The organism is Paenibacillus silvestris, from assembly GCF_009882985.1.
Taxonomy (GTDB): Bacteria; Bacillota; Bacilli; order Paenibacillales; family NBRC-103111; genus Paenibacillus_E; species Paenibacillus_E silvestris.
Window position 1 is genome coordinate 214751 of record NZ_WTUZ01000022.1, and the last position, 19845, is coordinate 234595.

A 19845-nucleotide genomic window follows, 5' to 3' on the forward strand; every position below is an offset into this window, starting at 1 on the left:
CAAGTCATGCACACGTGTGCTACATTATTAATAAATCGTAGCACGAAAGGGAAGGGTGTGTGTTTACCACATGTGGAAATCATTGCTGGAGGAGCGAAAAAGCTGGGCCGGATACGTTGGCTTTATCGTACTTCTCCATGTATTAGGACTAATTGGCCTTTATTCCGTAGCCAAATTGACTCCTGCCTTTTGGGGGATCGGACTGCTTGCCTATACGCTAGGCATGCGGCATGCCTTTGACGTCGATCATATAGCGGCCATTGATAATACGGTCCGTAAGCTAGTTCAACAGAAACGCAATCCGCTCGGCGTCGGTTTTTATTTCTCACTGGGTCATTCTTCCGTTGTCTTCCTTATGGCGATTGTGACCGCCTTTTCCGTGACATGGGCGGAGCGGGAGCTTCCTTGGATGCAGCGTTTTGGGGGCGTCATTGGCGCTTCAGTATCGGGACTTTTCCTTGTTATCATTGGTGTTATTAACTTGATTATTCTAATAAGCTTATATAAACTGTTCGTCAAGTTTCGCGGCGGCCAGCAGGATGACAATGAGTTTGAAGAGCTTTTACAATCTCGCGGCTTTATTGCCCGCATGATCAAACCGCTGTTCTCCTTCATTAGCAAAAGCTGGCATGTTTATCCGTTAGGTTTTCTCTTTGGCTTAGGCTTTGATACGGCTAGTGAAATTGCGTTATTAGCTATCTCTGCTCATGCGGCAAAAGATGCGATTCCCTTCATAGGCGTCATTTCACTCCCGCTGCTGTTTGCAGCAGGCATGAGTCTATTTGACACAGCCGACGGGATGTTCATGACCAAAGCCTACAAGTGGGCTTTCCATACGCCTGTGCGGAAGCTTTATTACAATTTGACTGTAACTGCTTTGGCTGTCATTGCCGCCTTAATTATCGGTGTCATTGAACTGGGACAGGTGCTTTCGGAAGAGTTCGGGATGCAAGGCACCTTCTGGACTTGGCTGCAAGACATTGATTTCGGCACCTTAGGTTTCATCCTCGTTGCCCTGTTCGTTATCGCGTGGATCGTCTCCATTGCGGTATGGAAAGGGATGAAAATCGAGGAGCGCTGGCGTGCTAAAGTATAGAATATCGACTAGCCCTGGAGCAAGTTCCGGGGCTGTTTTTTTTTGTATTGGTGAACAATGGAATATGAATATTTTCTAAAGGTTATCATAGAAAGAAGGATTTTGGCGAAATTCGTTGAATTAGTTTGGTCTGATCTTTGATACCATTTAGAGAAAGTAGGACTTATATGATTGAGTTTAAACATATTTCCAAGGTGTATCCTAACGGAACTGTGGGTCTGAACGACATTAATTTGACAATTAAACCGGGAGAGTTCGTGGTCATTGTTGGTCTCTCTGGCGCAGGGAAATCGACGTTATTGCGTTCAATCAATCGCTTGCATGAGACGACAGACGGAGAAATTTTGATAGATGGCAAGTCGATCACCAAAGCCAATGGTGCTGAATTACGCCGGATGCGCAGAGATATCGGGATGATTTTCCAAACTTTCAATCTCGTTAAGCGTTCCACCGTGCTTCGCAACGTATTGTCTGGTCGCGTAGGGTATCATTCGACATTGCGTACGGTTCTTGGATTATTCCCTAAACATGATATTGAGCTTTCCCTGAAAGCACTGGAAAGAGTGAATATTCGGGAGAAGGCTCATTCACGCGCTGATGAATTGTCCGGCGGTCAACAACAACGTGTTTCCATCGCGCGGGCGCTTGCCCAAGAAGCCAAGATCATTTTGGCAGATGAGCCGGTAGCTTCCCTGGATCCTTTAACAACAAGACAGGTTATGGATGACCTGAAACGCATTAATACAGAGCTGGGTATCACAACAGTTGTTAACTTGCACTTTATCGATTTGGCACGTGAATACGCGACGCGGATTATTGGACTTCGTGCAGGTAAAGTCGTATATGACGGACCCGTTGCTGAAGCGACAGATGATGTATTCTCCGAAATTTATGGCCGCGCCATTAAGAAAGATGAGCTGTTGGGGGTGCAGGAGGGATGAGTGTGACGTCTGTCAAAAGACCTCCTCGGACAAAGATTTATCTCACAGCCATCATCATGGTGCTGTTCCTGATCGGGAGCATTTATCAGACGGATGCGACACTTTCGAAGCTGATCACGGGAACGCCGGAAATTTTCAAATTCGTGGGGGAAATGTTTCCACCGGATTGGGCGTTTTTCGCTGATATTTGGAAACCGATGGCACAAACCATCCAAATGTCCATTATTGGTACAACTGTGGGAGCTCTTTTCGCTTACCCAATGGCGCTTCTTGCAGCACGTAACGTAACAACGACGCCGTGGCTTTTCTATCCGGCTAGGCTGATTATGAACCTGCTTCGTACGATTCCGGATTTGCTGTATGCTGCACTATTTGCAGTGTTAGTGGGTTTTGGCCCGACAGCAGGTACGCTCGCACTGATTTTCTTCACGTTCGGCATTTTGTCTAAGCTCTCATACGAATCAACGGAAGCGATTGATCCAGGCCCTCTGGAAGCGATGACAGCCGTTGGCGCCAATAAGCTGAAACTGATCCGTTTCGGTGTTCTGCCACAGGTTGCACCTACGTACCTCGCTCATTTCCTGTATACATTTGAAGTCAGTATCCGCGCGTCCGCCATTCTTGGTTTGGTTGGAGCCGGGGGTATCGGTTTGCTGCTCAAAAACACGCTGGATCTGTTCCGCTACGATCAATCCTGTGCGATTGTTATTTACACGTTGATTGTTGTTGTCATCATTGATCTAGTAAGTACGCGGTTCCGTTCGTACCTGCTGAAAGGCAGCGCGAAGCCAATGTCAGAATCTCGCGCGCTTACTTACAAAATTGTCGGATGGGTTGCCGTTATCGCTTTATTCATCTGGTCGTTGACAGGTCTGGAGTTAACAGGATTTCAACCAACAACCTGGATTTTGACCAAAGCAATGATTTCCGGTTTGTTTCATCCGGATTGGGCGTATGTCTATATTCCGGAAGGGGAAGATTTACTTCGTTCCTTGCTTGAAACGTTGTCGATTTCCTACTTGGGTAACTTCGTTTCGGCGATTGTATGTTTGCCGTTTGCCTTCTGGGCTGCAGCCAATATGAGCCGTTTCCGCGCCGTTTCGGGAACAGGTAAATTGTTCCTGAGTGTTGTTCGTACGATTCCTGAAATTATTATGGCTTTGATCTTTATCAAAGCTGTAGGACCTAACGCGTATGCCGGGGTAATGGCTTTAGGCTTGCACTCTGTCGGGATGCTCGGAAAGCTATATGCCGAAGCCATTGAAAACATGGATATGGGACCAACAGAGGCGATGACCGCCGTTGGCGCCAATATTTGGCAGCGGATGGCTTTTGCCGTCATTCCTCAAGTTATTCCTGATTTCATCTCGTATACCTTGTACCGTTTCGAGATCAACGTTCGCTCGGCAACCCTGCTTGGAGTCATTGGTGCCGGAGGGATTGGTACGCCGCTGATTTTCGCACTTAATGCGAGACAGTGGCCGCGTGTGGGGATCATCCTCATCGGAATTATTATTACCGTCTCGATCATTGACTACATCTCAGGATCGCTTCGTAAACGCATCGTATAAAGCAACAGACGCCGCAGCCTGCGGCGTCTGTTTGGTTATGTAGTTTATGTATGTCTATTACACTTGATTTGAAAGTCTCTCACGGGTAACTAAACGAAGTGAACCGCGGCTAATTTTTGATAATGCTGTTGAGCTGCTTTTCGGCTCCAAGACTTCAATCTGTTCGATTAACTCTAGAGGAATCATGATATTGCTTATTTTCAAAAGTTGGAAGGCTGAATAGTAATTCGTAATAACTCCTCTAATCTCGTCATTGCCGCACCGGATGGAGACTTCATTTTTGCTGCTTATTAGCTTTTCGAACATTCCATTTTCACCCCACTATGATATATGACATGTCCAGGTAAACGTTTGTCATGCAAAAGTAAAAAAATATTTACCAGACGCGCCACATCCATAGTATGCAAGAGCAGATAGGCGTAGAATTGAAAAAAAGGTTGCAAAAGTTCAAAAAAGAGGCTGTCCCTGGGTCAATTTAATGACTTTCGGGAGAGCCTCTTTCATTTGCAAAAGACTTATTTCAAGCCCATTTCTTTGTTCGCATCACGAACGATGTTGAAATCTTCATCTTTAGCTACAACATAACCTTTGTGTGTGTATACATCAAAGATAATTTTTTGACCTTCTGGGTCATTACCAAGTGCTAGGAAAGCGTCTTGGATTTTCTTTTTCCATGCTGCATCCATATCGGAGCGAACAGCGATTGTGTCGTTAGGGATTTTATCGGAGAAAGCAAGAACTTTTGTTTGTTTGAAAATGTCTGGGTAATCTTTGATCATGTTCGTACGAATATCTTGGAATACGCCAACAGCATCAACTTGACCGTTAAGAAGCGCGATAACCGCTTTGTCATGCCCTTGGAATTGTACGCCTGTTACGTCTTTCACTGGATCAACGCCAGCTTTTTTCAGCAACAATCCTGGGTAAACATAACCAGCCGCGGATGTAACACCTTGCCAGCCCATTTTCTTGCCTTTCAAATCAGCAACGGACTTGATCGGGGAATCTGCTTTAACAAGGATTTCGGATTTATAGAAATTCACGAGATCTTTGGTTGGTTGGCCTGTTGCATCGTCAACGCCGAAACGTGTTGCTTGAGCAAGCAGATCAGCCGCTTTACGGTTATCATGGGCGACGACATAGTTGCTTGGTGGCAAGAAGCCAACATCAACTTGTTTGGAAGCCATGGCTTCGATTACTACGTTATAGTCAGTTGAAACGGAAACTTTAACTGGGATACCCAGCTTGTCCCCGAGAAGTTTTTCAAGAGGTTTTGCTTTCGCTTCAAGCGTCTCAGCATTTTGGGAAGGAACGAATTGAACTTTAAGCTCTTTTGGAACAAAGCCTGTTGCAGCTGCTGGACTAGCTGAAGCTGCTGCTGAAGGAGAAGCTGTTGCTGCTGCACCAGCTGAAGCTGATGGAGCTGGTGTTTCTTTTTTTGCGCAACCAGCAAGTAGACCTGTTGCAACGACCATCATAGAAAGTGTAATAACTGTTAATTTTTTCATTCTTTTTTTGACCTCCGTTTAATTTTATTTGCTATTTATCTAAGGGGTAATATAACATTATCATAAAGGATATGGAAGATAGTGTGAAGTATTTGTTAAACTGCCAATAGTTATGTACGTTTTTACAAAATAAAAAGTTGTGGAGTGGGGAATTTGACTCAACCTGGTAAGGTGCAGAAAAGCACAGTAACCATACTGGAAACGAGCGATTTACATGGCAATATGCTGCCTTTGCATTACGCGAATAATAGGCCCAATGAAGTAGGCTTAGCCAAAATAGCGGCATTGGTTGCAGAGGAACGGAAAAAAGAATCCAATGTGATTGTAATTGACAACGGGGATCTTATCCAAGGCACTCCGCTCGCCTACCATCACGCTAGATTGGATAATGAACCAATGGACCCGATGGTGCTTGGACTCAACTATATCGGCTATGATGCTGCTGTCATCGGGAATCATGAGTTTAATTATGGTCTTGATGTGCTCGGTAAAGCGGTCGAAGAATCCGAGTTCCCGTGGTTGTGTGCAAGCATTGTTGACGGAGAAAGCGGAGAGCCATTCTTAGGGAAGCCTTACATCGTCAAGGAACTTCCTGAGGGTGTTCGCATCGGTATTTTGGGACTGACGACGCCCTATATTCCGAATTGGGAAAATCCTGCACATATCGCAGGTTTACAGTTTGTAGATGCTGTACAAGCCGCTCACAAGTGGGTAAAAGTGCTTAAGGAAGTAGAGCAAGTAGACGTCGTTGTGATCTCCTATCATGGCGGCTTCGAAAGACATCTGGAGACAGGGGAGCCGACAGAACCGTTGACAGGTGAAAATCAGGGCTATCAGCTTTGTATGGAAGTCGAAGGGGTGGATGTGCTCCTGACAGGGCACCAGCACCGGAGCATTGCAGGGCAAGCAGTCAACGGCGTCATCGTTGTTCAACCAGGAACAGCTGGCGTTACGCTTGGGAAAGTGAAGCTGGAGCTTTCAATGATTGATGGTAAGTGGCGAATCGACAACAAGACATCAGAGCTGCTCTCGGTAACAGGAGTGGAAGCTGATAAGCAGCTGATAGAGCTTGTTAGTGAACATGAAGCGAAAACCCAAAAGTGGCTGGATCAACCTATCGGCAAGCTTACAGGAGATATGCTGGTGAAAGATCCGATGCAGACTCGCCTAAAAGACAGTGCGCTGATCGAATTCATCAATCGGGTACAGATGGAGCTATCTGGAGCGCCCATTTCGAATACGGCTTTGTTTGATAACGTATCGCCAGGCTTTCCTTCCGATATTACGATGAGAGACATCGTATCCAACTATATTTATCCGAACACGTTGAAAGTGATTCGAATTTCGGGGCAAGACATCAAGGATGCCTTGGAACAGTCAGCGGAATATTTTGAGTTGACGTCCGGTGGCGAAGTTCAGGTTAGCAGCAAATTTAGAGAGCCGAAGCCACAGCATTACAACTATGATATGTGGGAAGGCATTACGTATAAGTTGAACATCTCCCGTCCAATTGGCGAGCGAGTTGTACAGTTGGATTATGACGGGAAGCCGCTGGATCTTGACGCATCTTACGACGTAGTGATGAATAATTACAGGGCAGCGGGCGGAGGCAATTACGCCATGTTCCAGGATAAACCGGTCATCAAGGATATTCCTACGGATGTCGCGGAGCTGCTTGCCGGATATATTATGGAGCGAGGCACGATTGAAGCTAGCGTGAATGAGAATTGGGAAGTCATTTGGGATTTGGAGCGCAAATGACAAGTGGAAGGCGGTGCAGGGATCATCCTGCACCGCCTTTTGTCTTTTTTCACATAAGAGTCGATCCACTTTTTTATTTTATTGTAAAATCCTACCTATGCGAACTAGGGGTGGATTCGATATGATTAGCTTAGCACATAAATGAAGGAGGGTTCTTGAGTGAACACCGCAACCACAATTGAATTATGGCCCGGAGCATCCATGGATAGCATCGGTGAGGAAAACCAAGGATGTCCGAGCTTGACCTTGTATCCTGTAGCAAACGAAGGCTTGAGCTCTGCCGTTATCGTATGTCCCGGAGGCGGCTACGGCAGGCGCGCGCCCCATGAAGGCGAGCCCGTCGCAGAATGGCTCAATGGACTAGGGATTTCAGCCTTTGTTTTAAACTATCGGGTAGCTCCATATGAACATCCCATTCCGCTCCAAGATGCCCAAAGAGCGATTCGAACGGTAAGACATCATGCCGAGCAATGGGGCATTGATCCCAATCGGCTAGGCATTCTTGGTTTCTCTGCAGGCGGACATCTGGCTTCCTCAGCGGGCACACTATTCGATGCCGGGAACCAAGATGCAGCAGATCCTGTCGAGCGACAAAGCAGCCGTCCGGATGCTTTAATTCTCTGTTATCCAGTTATATCTCTGTACGAGTATGGACATATGGGTTCCAAACGTAATTTGTTAGGCGAGGCACCAGATGAGAAGCTGGTCAGCTTGTTATCCACAGAGAAACAAGTGTCGTCCGATACACCGCCGACTTTCCTCTGGCATACCGCAGACGATGCTGCCGTTCCTGTAGAGAACAGCTTGCTTTTTGCTGCAGCGCTCAGCCGTCATAAAGTGCCTTACGATCTGCACGTATTTGAGAGTGGACGGCATGGTATTGGAATGGCAAGTGATCACGACGAAGCCTATATATGGCCAGAACTTTGCGCAAATTGGCTGAAGAAGCAGAAGTTTGCATGACGAAGCTCCATTACGAATGGCATCACCTTGGAGATTCGGCCATCGTACTTACACTAGGCACGAGCATCGACCTGTCCACCCTTGATCTGGTAAGGCAAGTAACAGCCTATCTGGAGAAATATCCTTTCGCAGGCTTTATCGAATTGGTGTCCGCTTATACGACAATCACGATTTATTATGATCCCGTCGCGGTTTATGAACATTTTTCGGACGCGGAGGTCCATCGTAAACATGAGCATCCTGCTGGAGAGAACTATTTGCTTCCTTGCGACAAAGTTCTTCAACATATTCAGCGGTGCTTGGACGGGTTTGAAATGGGGAATGAGAAACAGTCTTCTCAGAACGAAGAATGTATAGAAATCCCCGTTTGTTACGGTGGGGAGTTCGGTCCTGATCTCGCGGCAGTTGCGGCTTATCACAGTGTGACGGAGGAAGAAATTATTGCTCGGCATACGGCACTAGTCTATCCGGTATATATGATTGGTTTTGCGCCTGGTTTCCCGTATTTAGGCGGAATGGATAAGCAGCTGAATACACCAAGGAAAGCGGTGCCTCGGCCCCGTATTCCAGCCGGATCAGTAGGCATTGGGGGCGCACAAACCGGTATCTACCCGTTTGAAACGCCAGGTGGGTGGAATTTAATTGGGCGGACGCCGCTTGCTTTATTTCAGCCGGAATCCGCTCCTCCGTCCTTATTGCGGGTAGGAGATCGGGTGAAATTCATCGCCATCACACCGGAGCAGTTCCATTTTAGCGCTGAAAGGAATCAGGGATATGGGCTTTAAAATCATCAAGCCGGGCATGTTATCGATCCTGCAGGATCAAGGACGCTATGGATACCGCAAATATGGCGTGATTGCCTCGGGTCCCATGGACTTTTTTGCCCACCAAGCTGCTAACGTTCTTGTAGGAAATACAGAAGACGCTGCTGTATTAGAAATAGCGCTGAACGGACCGAGTATGGTTGCACAGCTGGATATGCTGATAGCCCTGTGTGGAGCTGATTTGGAGGCGGATGTAGAGGGGAGGAGAGTGCCATTATGGCGATCTTTTCTCATTCACAAAGGAGAACAGCTGAACTTCCGTTATGCGGTGAAGGGTTGTAGAGCTTATTTAGCTGTACATGGGGGTTTTGCGGCAAATGTCAGCATGGGCAGCACGAGCACTTATCTGCGAGCAGGAATAGGCGGTTATGAAGGCAGAGCGCTTCACGCAGGTGATGAACTGAAGCTGGGCAACGCCAGGAAAGCAGCAGCGAACATTGGCAATCTGTCTCTTTCAGGTGCTGTTACTCCGTTTATTCGCCCGAATTACGAAGATAACCCAGTTGTGGGTATTGTTTGGGGGAAGGAAGCTGACCATTTTGCGAAATCGGACAAAGCGAAATTCCTGACTCGAAGCTTCACAGTCACACCACAATCGGACCGGATGGGATATCGACTGGAAGGAAAACCGATCTCGTTGAAACGCGGTAACTCCCATGAGATGATCTCGGAAGCCGTCGTCCCAGGGACGATTCAGGTGCCGCCGAGCGGTCAGCCGATTCTTTTGCTTGCTGATTGCCAAACAACAGGTGGTTATCCGCGAATTGCCCATGTCATTACGGCTCATCTGCCGCTTATCGCTCAAGTGAAGCCTGGGGGTAAGCTGCGTTTCCGTGAGGTTAGCCTTCGGGAGGCTCAGGAGCAGCTTTTGCTGCAGGCTATGGATATGCGGTTGTTGGAAGCTGGCGTGCAGGCTTGGTTTAGGGATCGTGGATGATTGGTTGGGGTGAGAGACGGGAGCGGGGATCAGGAGTAAAGAGTAATGAGTGAAGAGTAAAGAGTAACGAGTAACTAGTAACGAGTAAAGAGTAAAGAGTAAAGAGTAAAGAGTAAAGAGTAAAGAGTAAAGAGTAAAGAGTAACGAGTAACGAGTAAAGAGTAAAGAGTAAAGAGTAACGAGTAACGAGTAACGAGTAAAGAGTGAAGAGTGAAGAGTGAAGAGTGAAGAGTAAAGAGTAAAGAGTAAAGAGCGACGAGTAAAGAGCAACGAGCAACGACCAAAGAGCATTAAAAGACAATTGGAGTTACGGAAGGTGATGGGAGAGTGAACATGCTGCGTATAGATTTGAATTGTGATATGGGCGAAGGCTTCGGCGCTTATCGCCTCGGGCGCGACGAGGAGCTGCTCGACTTCGTCAGCTCCGCCAACATCGCCTGCGGGTTCCATGCAGGCGATCCAGCCACCATGCGCAGCACTGTGCAGCTGTGCCTGCGCAAAGGCGTCGCGATCGGGGCCCATCCGGGCCTCCCCGATCTGCAGGGCTTCGGCCGGCGCGAGATCGCCATCACGCCGGCCGAGGCTTACGAGCTGACGTTGTATCAGCTCGGGGCCCTGCAGGCGTTCGTCCACGCCGAAGGCGGACGCCTGCAGCACGTCAAGCCGCATGGCGCGCTCTATCACATGGCGTCGAAGCGCCATGATCTCGCCGCCGCCATTGCGGCTGCGACGCTCAGCGTCAGCGCGGAGCTGACGCTGTTAGGCCCGCCCGGCAGCGAGCTGCTGCGGGAGGGCGCCGCCGCGGGGCTGCGGACCGCGAGCGAAGCTTTCGCGGACCGCACCTACCGGCGGGACGGCACGCTGACGCCCCGGGATCAGCCCGGGGCGCTGCTGGAGAGCGCCGCGGATGCAGCGGCGCAGGTCGTGCGCCTCGTCCGCGAGGGGAAGGTCCTCTCCCAGGAGGGAGAGGACCTTAGCATGCGCGCGGACACGATCTGTATCCACGGCGACGATGCTCACGCCGTGGAGTTTGCGCGCGATATCCGCGCGCTGCTGGACCGCAGCGGCATCGCGGTAAGGGCGCTGGGGCAGTAACCCCAGTGCCCTTAGCCTTGCCGTTGCAATTGCACCTGCTGTAGCCGTGCCCTTAGCCTTGCCGTTGCAATTGCACCTGCTGTAGCCGTGCCTGCAGCCGTAGCTGTTGCTCTTGCTATTGCCCTTGCCCTTGCTGTTGCACTTGCCGTAGCCGTAGCAGTTGCAGTTGCCCTTGCCCTTGCCCTTGCCCTGCCCTTTCCTTGCCTCTTCCTTTGACGCTGCTATTACCCTGCCCACAGCCCACAACACACATCCTAACGGACAGAGATGCCCCTATCTGCCCCTTTTAGGATGGAAACGGGATGTAACGGACCCAGATGCAGCTATCTGTCCGAAAAGTCCCCTTTCCTCCCTGAAATCAACAGATAACGACCATACAGTCCGTTACTCCCCACGCTTGCTGCTAAAAAACCAAATTAGCGGCTACCGAGTCCGTTAGCGACATCAATCCCAGCTCCTTCCATAACTCAAACCTAGGAAAGAATCCTTATAACGATTCTTTCACTTGAGAATGGGCAACCATTATGAGTAAATAGAGAAGTAGCCGGCCAGCTAATAACTTCGGAAAGGAGTGATCAAGGTGATTACAACAAAAGCGGAGGTGATCTCTGCGTAAGCAGAGGTCATCGTTACAACCGGGAGCCTTCTAGGCTCCCGCATATTCTTAACTTACGAGTAGACAGCGAGAAGCTTTTTACATATAATGAGAATTGTGAACACGAAGTGAACACACAGGCAAGACAGGAGAGATTTTGCTCTCCAAACCCGTTTTCCCCAAAATTCCACTATTAGGTGAAAGGAGTGCTTTTTAATGAACACAATGACAATGACAGTAGCGATGAATGTTGCGGCCGCCGCAGAGGTAATCGTCTCCTAACTGAATATCATTCGTGGAATAACCGTTCACCTGAATTTGTATAATTGCATATACAACCGACAGGCACGATTATGGTCGTGTTTTTTTTATTCCATTTTGATAAGAATGGTATGAGGTTTAGGGGCGATGAGATTACTCTCTGCAAATCCAAACAAAGTTCAATCTTTGCGACAATTTGAGGAGGTTTTCATCCATGAGTTACAAGAACGGGAAAGACGTTCTTCCCCCTAACCTATTAAAACAATTACAAGAATATATCCAAGGTGAAATCGTATATATCCCTAAGAAAGAACAGAAACGCGCTGGATGGGGAGAAAATAACGGAACACGCATTATCATCGAGCGTCGAAATCAAGAAATTTTCCGGTTGTACCAAACAGGCTCCACAGTAATGGAGTTAATCAAGGTCTTTCATTTATCGGAAGACAGCATCCGCAAAATTATTGTGAAAACGCGCGAATTAACAGCAAATCAAGCATAGAAGCAGCATCCATTGAGGATGTTGCTTTTTTTCTTTTCTTCATACATCCCACCATGGGAATGTAAAAGGTTGGATGTTTCGAAAAGGGATCAGGGAGATGGTTAGCGAATTAAAAATGAACATTGCATTTACATAATTCGACAGGAGGGGTTTTCATGATATCTGTATTCGTTTACGGCACACTGCTTGTCGGAGAGGGGAACCACTTCGTAGCTGCTCCTTATGTGCAATCAGTGCAATCAGGCACGATCAATGGGCGTTTATTTGACGTTGGACCTTACCCTGCGCTCTTGCTAACGGAAGGCAATGCAGAGCAGCACGTTGTTGGAGAATGGTTGGAAGTGACAGAGGATGGTTTGCAAGCGATGGATGTTCTGGAAGGTTATTATGGCCCTGGCGCCTCCAATAATGAATATGACCGCGTTTGGATCCGAGATGTGGACGGGCAGCGTGAAGGTTGGGTTTACGTTTACCCCTCTGTGGCGGGGCTTAAAGCAATTGATGGCTCATCATGGAAAGAATATGACGCTGCGCGAAGCAAATAATAGTTTTTGACTTTTTTCGACAAATTCCTATCTTGCCTATGAGCATGATGTTATAATTAAAGTCATATTTTAATAGAGGAGACCACTATGCCTGTTTATAAAATATTGCTGGCTGACGACGAGCTTGCGCTCCGCTTTCTGCTTACAGAAACGTTATCAGATGAAGGGTATCAAATCACGGAAGTGGAAGACGGTCAGCAAGCCATTGAACAGCTTCAGAAGGAATCGTTTGATCTGGTTATTCTTGATTATATGATGCCAGAACGTACGGGAGTTGAGGTATGCGAGTGGCTCCGTCAGAGCGATAGCGCAAACCGGGAGCTGCCTGTTATTCTTTTAACGGCTAAAGCCTTGGATAAAGATAAAGAGAAGGCCAAAGCGGCCGGCGTTACCACCTATATTGTCAAACCTTTCAGCCCGCTTCAACTACTAGATACAGTCGGACACTTATTAGAGAGTTGATTCGATTTCAATAGAGATTAATTTTATTTGTAAAAAGGGTGATTGTCCTTCATGAATCATACGAATCTAGAGCCACAGAGCTCCAGGTCAGAATCGGATAAAGATGCAAGGATTCTAAGACAAGGCAGAAAACTGTTCATTCGTGAGTTTGAGAAGCAGCTGAAGGAGCTGGATGCTCTGCTGAATTCCCTACGTGCTGTTCCGGCAGTCGAGGACTTGCATCGGTTCTATCGCATTATCCATACACTGAAGGGCAGTGCGCCGATTTTTGGATATGACAGAATTGGCAGGCTAGCGGAAGAGTTAGTGCGCCTATGGGAATGGACGCAAGCCATTGATCAGGGGCAGGAGCAGATCCTCGCATCGACGAACCCAGTTCAAGAACATGCAGAGCGCAGCTTCAAACTCCTTCGCGATCTCAATATGGAATACGATATCGGATTAACAGAGATCCAAATGGACGAGCAGAAGGATCCTACGGGAGGCTCGATGCTTCGAACGTTGAAGAGTCGGTTGCTGCTTGTCGATGATGACGAAGTGCTGCGTTCGTATTTGACCCGGCGTCTTCAACTTGATGATTGTATTGTCGATGAGGCCTCCGATGTGGAGTCCGCTATTAAACTACTGCGTACGCACACCTACGATCTCGTGACGCTTGATCTCATGATGCATCCGCAATCGGGGTACGAGCTGTTCGAATTTCTCAAAGAAGATCCAACGTTGAAATGGCTGCCTCTCATTGTGTTGTCAGGACGCAACGATTTGAACGATAAAGTTCGTTGCTTCCATCTGGGAGCTGATGATTATGTGACCAAGCCTTTTCAGTATGAAGAATTAGCCGCTAGGATCTATGGTTTGCTCAAAAGGACGAAAAATTTCGAGCAGCTGGCCTTCCGTGATCCGCTTACCGGCGTGTTTAATCGGCGATATTTCGATCTTCAGATTGGCATGGAGCTGCAGCGGATTGAACGGTATCCGGCGCCGATATCGCTTGTTTTTATCGATATTGATTATTTCAAAAGAGTCAATGATACGTATGGCCACCACGTGGGAGATTTGGTGCTGCAAGGCTTGGCACATCTTCTGCAAACCAATTTGCGCTCAACGGATTTACTGGCTCGTTTTGGCGGGGAAGAGTTCGTGATTGCCCTGCCGAATACCTCCTTGGAGCAAGCTCATTCAACGATGCAGAACATCCTGCATATCATTAGATCTAATCCAGTAGCTCAATATGAGGGTAAACCTTTCTCTATCACGTTCTCCGCAGGAGTTGCCGAGTGGCAGCAAGGGTTATCCGTGGAGGAGTGGCTTGCTAAAGCGGATGAAGCGATGTATCAAGCCAAACAGCAAGGCCGGAACCGCGTATTATGCGCCTCAGCAGAGAAAGAAACCGATCCAAGCAAATCGGCAGCGCTGCCTCTGCCCGAGAAGAGAAATTTGCTAATCGTTGACGATGATCCGATCTTAAGAGCGATACTAACTTCTCATTTGGAGCATTTGCCAATTGTCATTACACATGCTTCCGATGGTGAAGAGGCGCTTAGCTTGCTGCAGGAAAAAAGCTATCATGCGTGCATTCTGGATGGCATGATGCCTAGATTGGACGGGTTTTCCTTGTTGGATCAGATTAAGAAGGATGAGCGGTCGGCGAATGCCAACATGAAGGTACTTATGCTTTCAGGCAAGAAAAAGGAAGATGATATGCTCAAAGGCTATCAGATGGGCGCTGATGACTATATGACGAAGCCTTTCTCACTCGTTGAACTGGAAGTACGTGTGAAGAAACTCATGAACTTTATCTAAGGTAAGGGAGCTGGGCTTATGTCCGCTCTCTTTTGCTGTTTCTTACCATTTTCGCATAAAAAAGAGGCAACACATTTTGCGACACCCCTACTTTCTGGTAGAGTAAGGGTAGAGGACAGTCAGTTAGAAAGGAGCGTGATTCCATGTCGGAGAAAGAAACGCTTGTACGTTTTGGCATCTCTATGCCGCAGTCATTAATTGAGCAATATGATCGGCTTATTGCCGTCCAGGGCTATAGCAACCGCTCGGAAGCGATCCGGGATCTCACACGCAAAGCGCTGTTAACTTCCAGCAGCATGCAGTTGGACGAAACAGTAGCAGGCACCATTGTGATGGTATACGACCATGATATTAGCGATCTGCCCATGACATTGATGGAACTGCAGCATGAATACCACCATGCCATTATTTCAACGATGCATATTCATTTAAATCATCATCAGTGCTTGGAAATCGTAGTTGTTAGGGGCAAGGTACAGAAGCTGAGAGAACTGCAGCAGCGGATTCAAGTACTCAGAGGTGTCGGATATGCCGAGTTATCGGTGACTCATGTGGATGAGCATGGATCCTCACACGAGCATTCGCATGTTCATGCGTAGAATTCGAAGTTGTGCTCTTTTTTTGTTAAAATTAGGCATGGAGGTGCGAGATGTCTGATAAAAAATATTTTAGCTTGGAAGAAGCGAATGAAATGCTTCCGTTTGTTGATCAGGAATTAAAGAAAATGCAAATTCTGAAGCGAGCTTTTGAGGAGAAATACACAGAGCTTCGCAGGAAGAAAAATGAGTTGGCTGAGAAACCCGGCGCGGAAAAGGATCCATTTTTTATGCAGGAAGCAGAACTTGAATTTATGCAAATCGAAGCACGCGGGCTGATTCAGCATTTTCAGCAAACGGGCATCGAGCTTAAATATATAGAAACAGGTCTTGTGGATTTTCCGTCTATGTTCGGGGGGCAGGAAGTTTTGCTTTGTTGGAAACAGGGAGAGGACAAGATCCGTTATTACCACGGCAAAGAAGATGGTTTTGCCGGACGTAGACCTATAATGGATTAGAGGGACTTATCTATGTATAAACAGAAACAACATGTTCGTCAGCGGTTTTGGTTCTTGCCTGCTGTTTTTTTGTGTATATTATCTATGATGCTCTTAAGCTCATTCGTCGTCGCCCCGCAAGCTGCCTATGCGCATGCATCCCTAGTACAGGCAATTCCGGAATCAGGCGCTAAGCTGGAAAGCTCTCCGCCTCAGATTGCCATTACCTTCAATGAACCCTTAGATGCTGGGCTCTTTTATATCAAGGTGTTTAATCATGACGGCGACGAAATGACCAGTAATAAAGCTTATTTGAACAAAGAGCAAACAGGCGTGCTCCTTGATCTGCCTAAGCTGAACGAGGGCGTTTATTTAATTAGCTATCATGTCATTTCAGCTGACGGCCACCCTGTTGGCGGAAGCTATCCTCTGACGATCGGAAATCCGCCGCAAGAAGATACACTGGATCTTCCATCAGCCCATGCTAATCACGAGCACGGCTCAGGTCCGCTGACGACGAAGGTTCTCCTTCAGTATGCGTCTCGCGGTCTGTGGTATCTGATGGTGCTCGCGTTGACCGGATGGGTCATATGGTTAAGGATGCTAGGTGCAGATGGCGGCAAAGAAACAAGAAAAACCTTATCTTCATGGACGCTGAATTTGCAGCGTGCTCAACTCGTTGCACTCCTGCTGCTAATATTTACTCATATCGAGGATTTATTAGGCGGCGGCGGTGTGGAAGAAATTGCGAAGCTTTTTAGTGCAACGAATATCGGGATATCCTGGCTGATTCTGCTCGCTTTATCCTTCCTTGGGTTCGTTCTTATCGGCCGATGGGCATGGTTAGACTGGATATGGCCATTAGGCTTGCTGGCGGCCAAAAGCTTTAGCGGTCATGCAGCATCCTTTTCACCTGTTTGGGCGACGATCGGGCTCGATTGGATTCATTTGGTGGGCGCAGCCATGTGGGTGGGCGGCTTAGTGCTTCTCTACGCGAAGTGGCGTCAGAAGAATAGTGACATTGCCACGTACATGCGACAATTTTCGAATATGGCTCTGATTTCCATCGTCGTGCTCGCGATATCCGGGTCTTTATCTGTTTTGTTATTCCTACCGAATTTGCATTATTTGCTATACGCGGGATGGGGAATCTTGCTGCTAGTGAAAGTTGGCGCAGTGATTCTTGTCGTGCTTACGGCAATTGTTATTCGTCTCATGATGCGCAAGAAGAAAGCAGTTCAGTCCTTCCTCTGGGTAAGGGTCGATCTTACCTTAATGGTGATCATTGTGCTGCTGGTGGGCATCATTACCTATGTAGCGCCAATTCCAGCCAACGAGCCGCTGCAGTGGCATCAAATGGGAGATAAGGTCCATGTATCCGCGGATATTACACCCAAAATCCAAGGGACCAACTCCTTCACGGCCAAAGTATTCCTTCCTGAAAATTCAGGGAAACCGAAGCAGGTGCTGATGATTCTACATTATGTGGATGACAAAGAGATCGCTCCGATCACGGTGCCGATAACGGCATACGAGGATAAGGTGGATGAGGAGTCCTACGGCTTTGCCAAGTTCAGCTATCGAGCGGAGGGGGCTTTCCTTCCATTCAGAGGGAACTGGGAACTGGAAATGCGTGTGATGGATTCAGAAGATAATGAAACGGTTTATAAGAAAGAATTCATCGTCTACTAACACATTGACCGAAAGCAGGTGCCGTCATGGCTTGGATTAATATGCTCGAAAGAGAACAATTGTCTGTTAAATTGGATGACAAGGATGAGGTGGCCTTGCTGGAGATCAACGACGGGGGAATATCACCTAATTATGTGACGGTTCGCCTGAACGAAAATGAGATTGATGAACTGATTGAAGTGTTGCAGCGCGTCAAACGAGCTATTCAATAGACTGTTTAATATACGAAGTAACAAAAGAAAGAAGCTCTCCCTCGGTCATTTGATGACTTCTGGGATAGCTTCTTTTTCTGCGCGGTCAAATGATAGGCTTTCCAGTCCATCTAGCCACTCTTGAAACTCAATCTCTTCTTGTTAAAATAAGCTCCAGTCAAACTCCTGCGAAAGTTTCCCCAGGAGGTGAACACCGGCGGTGCTGTTGCCTTTGCGGTTTAGGGCAGGGCTGACAAGACCGATGCCGTATCGTCCAGGCACCATCGTTAGAATACTGCCGGACACGCCGCTCTTGGCGGGAAGCCCTACGTTCATGGCGAACTCGCCTGAGGCATTATACATCCCGCAGGTGAACATGAACGTCTTCGCGATCTGCACGAATCGCCGCGGAATCAGTCGCTGATTGCGAATTGGATCGACGCCGTTGTGGGCGAGAACCAGCGCCATTCTGGCCAGATCTGTGCAGTTCACTTGAATCGAACAATGGTTGAAATAGACCTGCAGGACGTCGTCAACTTCGCGGTCCAGAACGCCGTTATGTTTCAGGAAGTAGGCAAGCGAACGATTTCGGTGAGCGGTATCCGACTCCGATTTGAATACATCCTGATTAATATCCAGGGCAGGATTATCTGCAAGCTCGCGAAAAAATTGTAGAATTCGCTGCGTTTGTTCATCAGGTGTGTTACCTGCAATCAAGGACGAGATGGCGATCGCTCCCGCATTGATAAGCGGGTTAAAAGGGATACCTGGCTCTACCAGCTCAAGCTTCAGCATCGAGTTGAAATCGTCTCCCGTCGGCTCCATGCCTACCTTGGAGAACACCATTTCTTCGCCGTTATCCATTAGAGCTAGAATGAGCGTGAAAACCTTGGAGATGCTTTGCAGCGTAAAATGATAGTCGGTATCACCGGCGGCAACTGTATTCCCCTCAGCATCCATGATGCAGATACCCAATATATCAGCTGGAGCATTCGCAAGTTCAGGAATGTAGGAAGCAACGTGGCCATCTTCGGTATGGACTTTGCTAGCTCTAACCCACTCCGACAAATGGTCGTTAAGCTGCTTCCAAGTTGTTGTATGCTCGTCCAAGTTCATCTAGATGTGATTCCTTCCTATTGCTTAGGCTTTCCAAGCTTGTGGGTGGTTGTCGCTGATAAGATCCGTAGCACTTGCGTTAGCAATCACTTGCTCAGGGTTTTTGCAGCCTGGAATAACGCTTGTTACAGCATCATGTTTTAAGCACCATGCGAGCGCCCATTTAGCCATATCCATGCCTTCTGGGACTTCTTCTTTTTGAATGCGCTGCACGTCTTCCAGCTTTTGTCTTACGCTCTCAGCATCATGGCGATGACGGACATCGGTATCGCTAAATACCGCACCAGGCTTATACTTGCCGCTTAGATAGCCGCTTGCTAAAGGAACCCGTGCTAATACGCCTAGATCCTGACTCACGCAGGAAGGGAATACAAGCTCTTCTGGTGCACGATCCAAACGATTATAGACAACTTGAATCGCTTTGGAATTTACTTTCGTAGAGGCTTCGGTTTGATGGATGTTGGCGTTGCTTCCGATGGAAGTTCCCAGATGTCTGATCTTTCCTGCCTGTACTTGTTTATCTAAGGTTGTCCAGAGGTCATCGTTGTCGAATACGCTATCTGGTCCGGAGTGGAATTGGTACAAATCTATGTAATCCGTTTGCAAAGCTTTGAGCGAAGCATCCAACTGCTTGATGACGCTCTCTGAGTTAAATTCATCGGTTCGGGTAAATAAATCATGGAAATGGTGGCCGAATTTCGTTGCTACAACCCAATTCTCGCGATTGCGTCTAGATAAATAATTACCTATGAATGATTCAGAAAGATGGTCACCATAGCATTCCGCGGTATCTATTAGGTTAATGCCAAGATCAGCGGCTTGATCCAAAATAGCATCGGCTTCAGCTTGTGTGTACGTAAGTCCCCATTCTCCTCCGAATTGCCAGGTTCCAACACCAACGATAGAAACTTTTAAGTCTGTTTTCCCAAGTCTGCGATATTTCATGGTA

Annotated in this window: 20 protein-coding genes; 16 read left to right on the top strand and 4 right to left on the bottom strand. The window is 47.7% G+C overall.

Annotation, left to right across the window (positions count from 1 at the left end):
- Positions 1–70 precede the first annotated feature (70 nt).
- The 3 genes from GQF01_RS21470 to phnE all read left to right on the top strand — a co-directional run bounded on the left by GQF01_RS21470 (position 71) and on the right by phnE (position 3608).
- Complete coding sequence (locus GQF01_RS21470; protein WP_161408739.1) at positions 71–1096, top strand: HoxN/HupN/NixA family nickel/cobalt transporter; 1026 nt, start codon at positions 71–73, stop codon at positions 1094–1096.
- 167 nt (positions 1097–1263) lie between these two features.
- Complete coding sequence (gene phnC, locus GQF01_RS21475) at positions 1264–2037, top strand: phosphonate ABC transporter ATP-binding protein (RefSeq protein ID WP_161408740.1); 774 nt, start codon at positions 1264–1266, stop codon at positions 2035–2037.
- Positions 2034–3608 (top strand): phosphonate ABC transporter, permease protein PhnE, encoded by a 1575-nt coding sequence (gene phnE / locus GQF01_RS36670; RefSeq protein ID WP_161408741.1) that lies wholly within the window; start codon positions 2034–2036, stop codon positions 3606–3608. Before phnC ends, phnE begins: the two co-directional genes overlap by 4 nt.
- Positions 3609–3665: 57 nt before the next feature.
- Here phnE and GQF01_RS21485 read toward each other — a convergent pair whose 3' ends face one another.
- Together GQF01_RS21485 and GQF01_RS21490 are read right to left on the bottom strand one after the other, a co-directional pair.
- Positions 3666–3914, bottom strand: coding sequence for a hypothetical protein (locus tag GQF01_RS21485; protein WP_161408742.1), 249 nt, complete (start codon positions 3912–3914; stop codon positions 3666–3668).
- Positions 3915–4123: 209 nt separating this feature from the next.
- Positions 4124–5116: a phosphate/phosphite/phosphonate ABC transporter substrate-binding protein gene (locus GQF01_RS21490; RefSeq protein ID WP_161408743.1), complete on the bottom strand. Its 993-nt coding sequence runs from the start codon at positions 5114–5116 to the stop codon at positions 4124–4126.
- A gap of 171 nt (positions 5117–5287) precedes the next feature.
- On the opposite strand from GQF01_RS21490, the gene GQF01_RS21495 reads away from it, so the two are divergent.
- From GQF01_RS21495 to GQF01_RS21555, 13 genes are all read left to right on the top strand, one after another.
- Complete coding sequence (locus GQF01_RS21495; RefSeq protein WP_161409879.1) at positions 5288–6877, top strand: bifunctional metallophosphatase/5'-nucleotidase; 1590 nt, start codon at positions 5288–5290, stop codon at positions 6875–6877.
- A gap of 201 nt (positions 6878–7078) precedes the next feature.
- On the top strand, positions 7079–7840 hold the full coding sequence (locus GQF01_RS21500) for an alpha/beta hydrolase (protein WP_161409880.1): 762 nt from the start codon (positions 7079–7081) through the stop codon (positions 7838–7840).
- Positions 7837–8625 carry a 5-oxoprolinase subunit PxpB gene (gene pxpB / locus GQF01_RS21505; protein WP_161409881.1) on the top strand — a complete coding sequence of 263 codons (789 nt, stop codon included), beginning with the start codon at positions 7837–7839 and terminating at the stop codon, positions 8623–8625. The genes GQF01_RS21500 and pxpB overlap by 4 nt, the downstream gene beginning before the upstream one ends.
- Positions 8615–9601, top strand: a complete 987-nt coding sequence (locus GQF01_RS21510; protein WP_161408744.1) for a 5-oxoprolinase subunit C family protein — start codon at positions 8615–8617, stop codon at positions 9599–9601. The genes pxpB and GQF01_RS21510 overlap by 11 nt, the downstream gene beginning before the upstream one ends.
- A gap of 333 nt (positions 9602–9934) precedes the next feature.
- Complete coding sequence (locus tag GQF01_RS21515) at positions 9935–10696, top strand: LamB/YcsF family protein (RefSeq protein ID WP_161408745.1); 762 nt, start codon at positions 9935–9937, stop codon at positions 10694–10696.
- A gap of 1070 nt (positions 10697–11766) precedes the next feature.
- Positions 11767–12054 carry a CD3324 family protein gene (locus GQF01_RS21520; RefSeq protein WP_127457334.1) on the top strand — a complete coding sequence of 96 codons (288 nt, stop codon included), beginning with the start codon at positions 11767–11769 and terminating at the stop codon, positions 12052–12054.
- Between the two features lie 155 nt (positions 12055–12209).
- Positions 12210–12599, top strand: coding sequence for a gamma-glutamylcyclotransferase family protein (locus GQF01_RS21525; protein ID WP_161408746.1), 390 nt, complete (start codon positions 12210–12212; stop codon positions 12597–12599).
- 87 nt (positions 12600–12686) lie between these two features.
- Complete coding sequence (locus GQF01_RS21530; protein ID WP_161408747.1) at positions 12687–13061, top strand: response regulator; 375 nt, start codon at positions 12687–12689, stop codon at positions 13059–13061.
- A 51-nt stretch (positions 13062–13112) separates the two neighbouring features.
- A complete protein-coding gene (locus GQF01_RS21535) occupies positions 13113–14864 on the top strand; it encodes a response regulator (protein ID WP_161408748.1) in 1752 nt (583 codons plus the stop codon).
- A gap of 143 nt (positions 14865–15007) precedes the next feature.
- Positions 15008–15463, top strand: a complete 456-nt coding sequence (gene nikR / locus GQF01_RS21540) for a nickel-responsive transcriptional regulator NikR (RefSeq protein WP_161408749.1) — start codon at positions 15008–15010, stop codon at positions 15461–15463.
- A gap of 50 nt (positions 15464–15513) precedes the next feature.
- On the top strand, positions 15514–15918 hold the full coding sequence (locus GQF01_RS21545) for a DUF2203 domain-containing protein (RefSeq protein ID WP_161408750.1): 405 nt from the start codon (positions 15514–15516) through the stop codon (positions 15916–15918).
- A gap of 12 nt (positions 15919–15930) precedes the next feature.
- Positions 15931–17589: a copper resistance CopC/CopD family protein gene (locus GQF01_RS21550; protein WP_161408751.1), complete on the top strand. Its 1659-nt coding sequence runs from the start codon at positions 15931–15933 to the stop codon at positions 17587–17589.
- A 26-nt stretch (positions 17590–17615) separates the two neighbouring features.
- Positions 17616–17801, top strand: coding sequence for a hypothetical protein (locus tag GQF01_RS21555; protein ID WP_161408752.1), 186 nt, complete (start codon positions 17616–17618; stop codon positions 17799–17801).
- 141 nt (positions 17802–17942) lie between these two features.
- Here GQF01_RS21555 and glsA read toward each other — a convergent pair whose 3' ends face one another.
- Positions 17943–18896 carry a glutaminase A gene (glsA, locus tag GQF01_RS21560; RefSeq protein WP_161408753.1) on the bottom strand — a complete coding sequence of 318 codons (954 nt, stop codon included), beginning with the start codon at positions 18894–18896 and terminating at the stop codon, positions 17943–17945.
- 24 nt (positions 18897–18920) lie between these two features.
- Positions 18921–19841 carry an aldo/keto reductase gene (locus GQF01_RS21565; protein ID WP_161408754.1) on the bottom strand — a complete coding sequence of 307 codons (921 nt, stop codon included), beginning with the start codon at positions 19839–19841 and terminating at the stop codon, positions 18921–18923.
- Between the last annotated feature and the right edge of the window lie 4 nt (positions 19842–19845).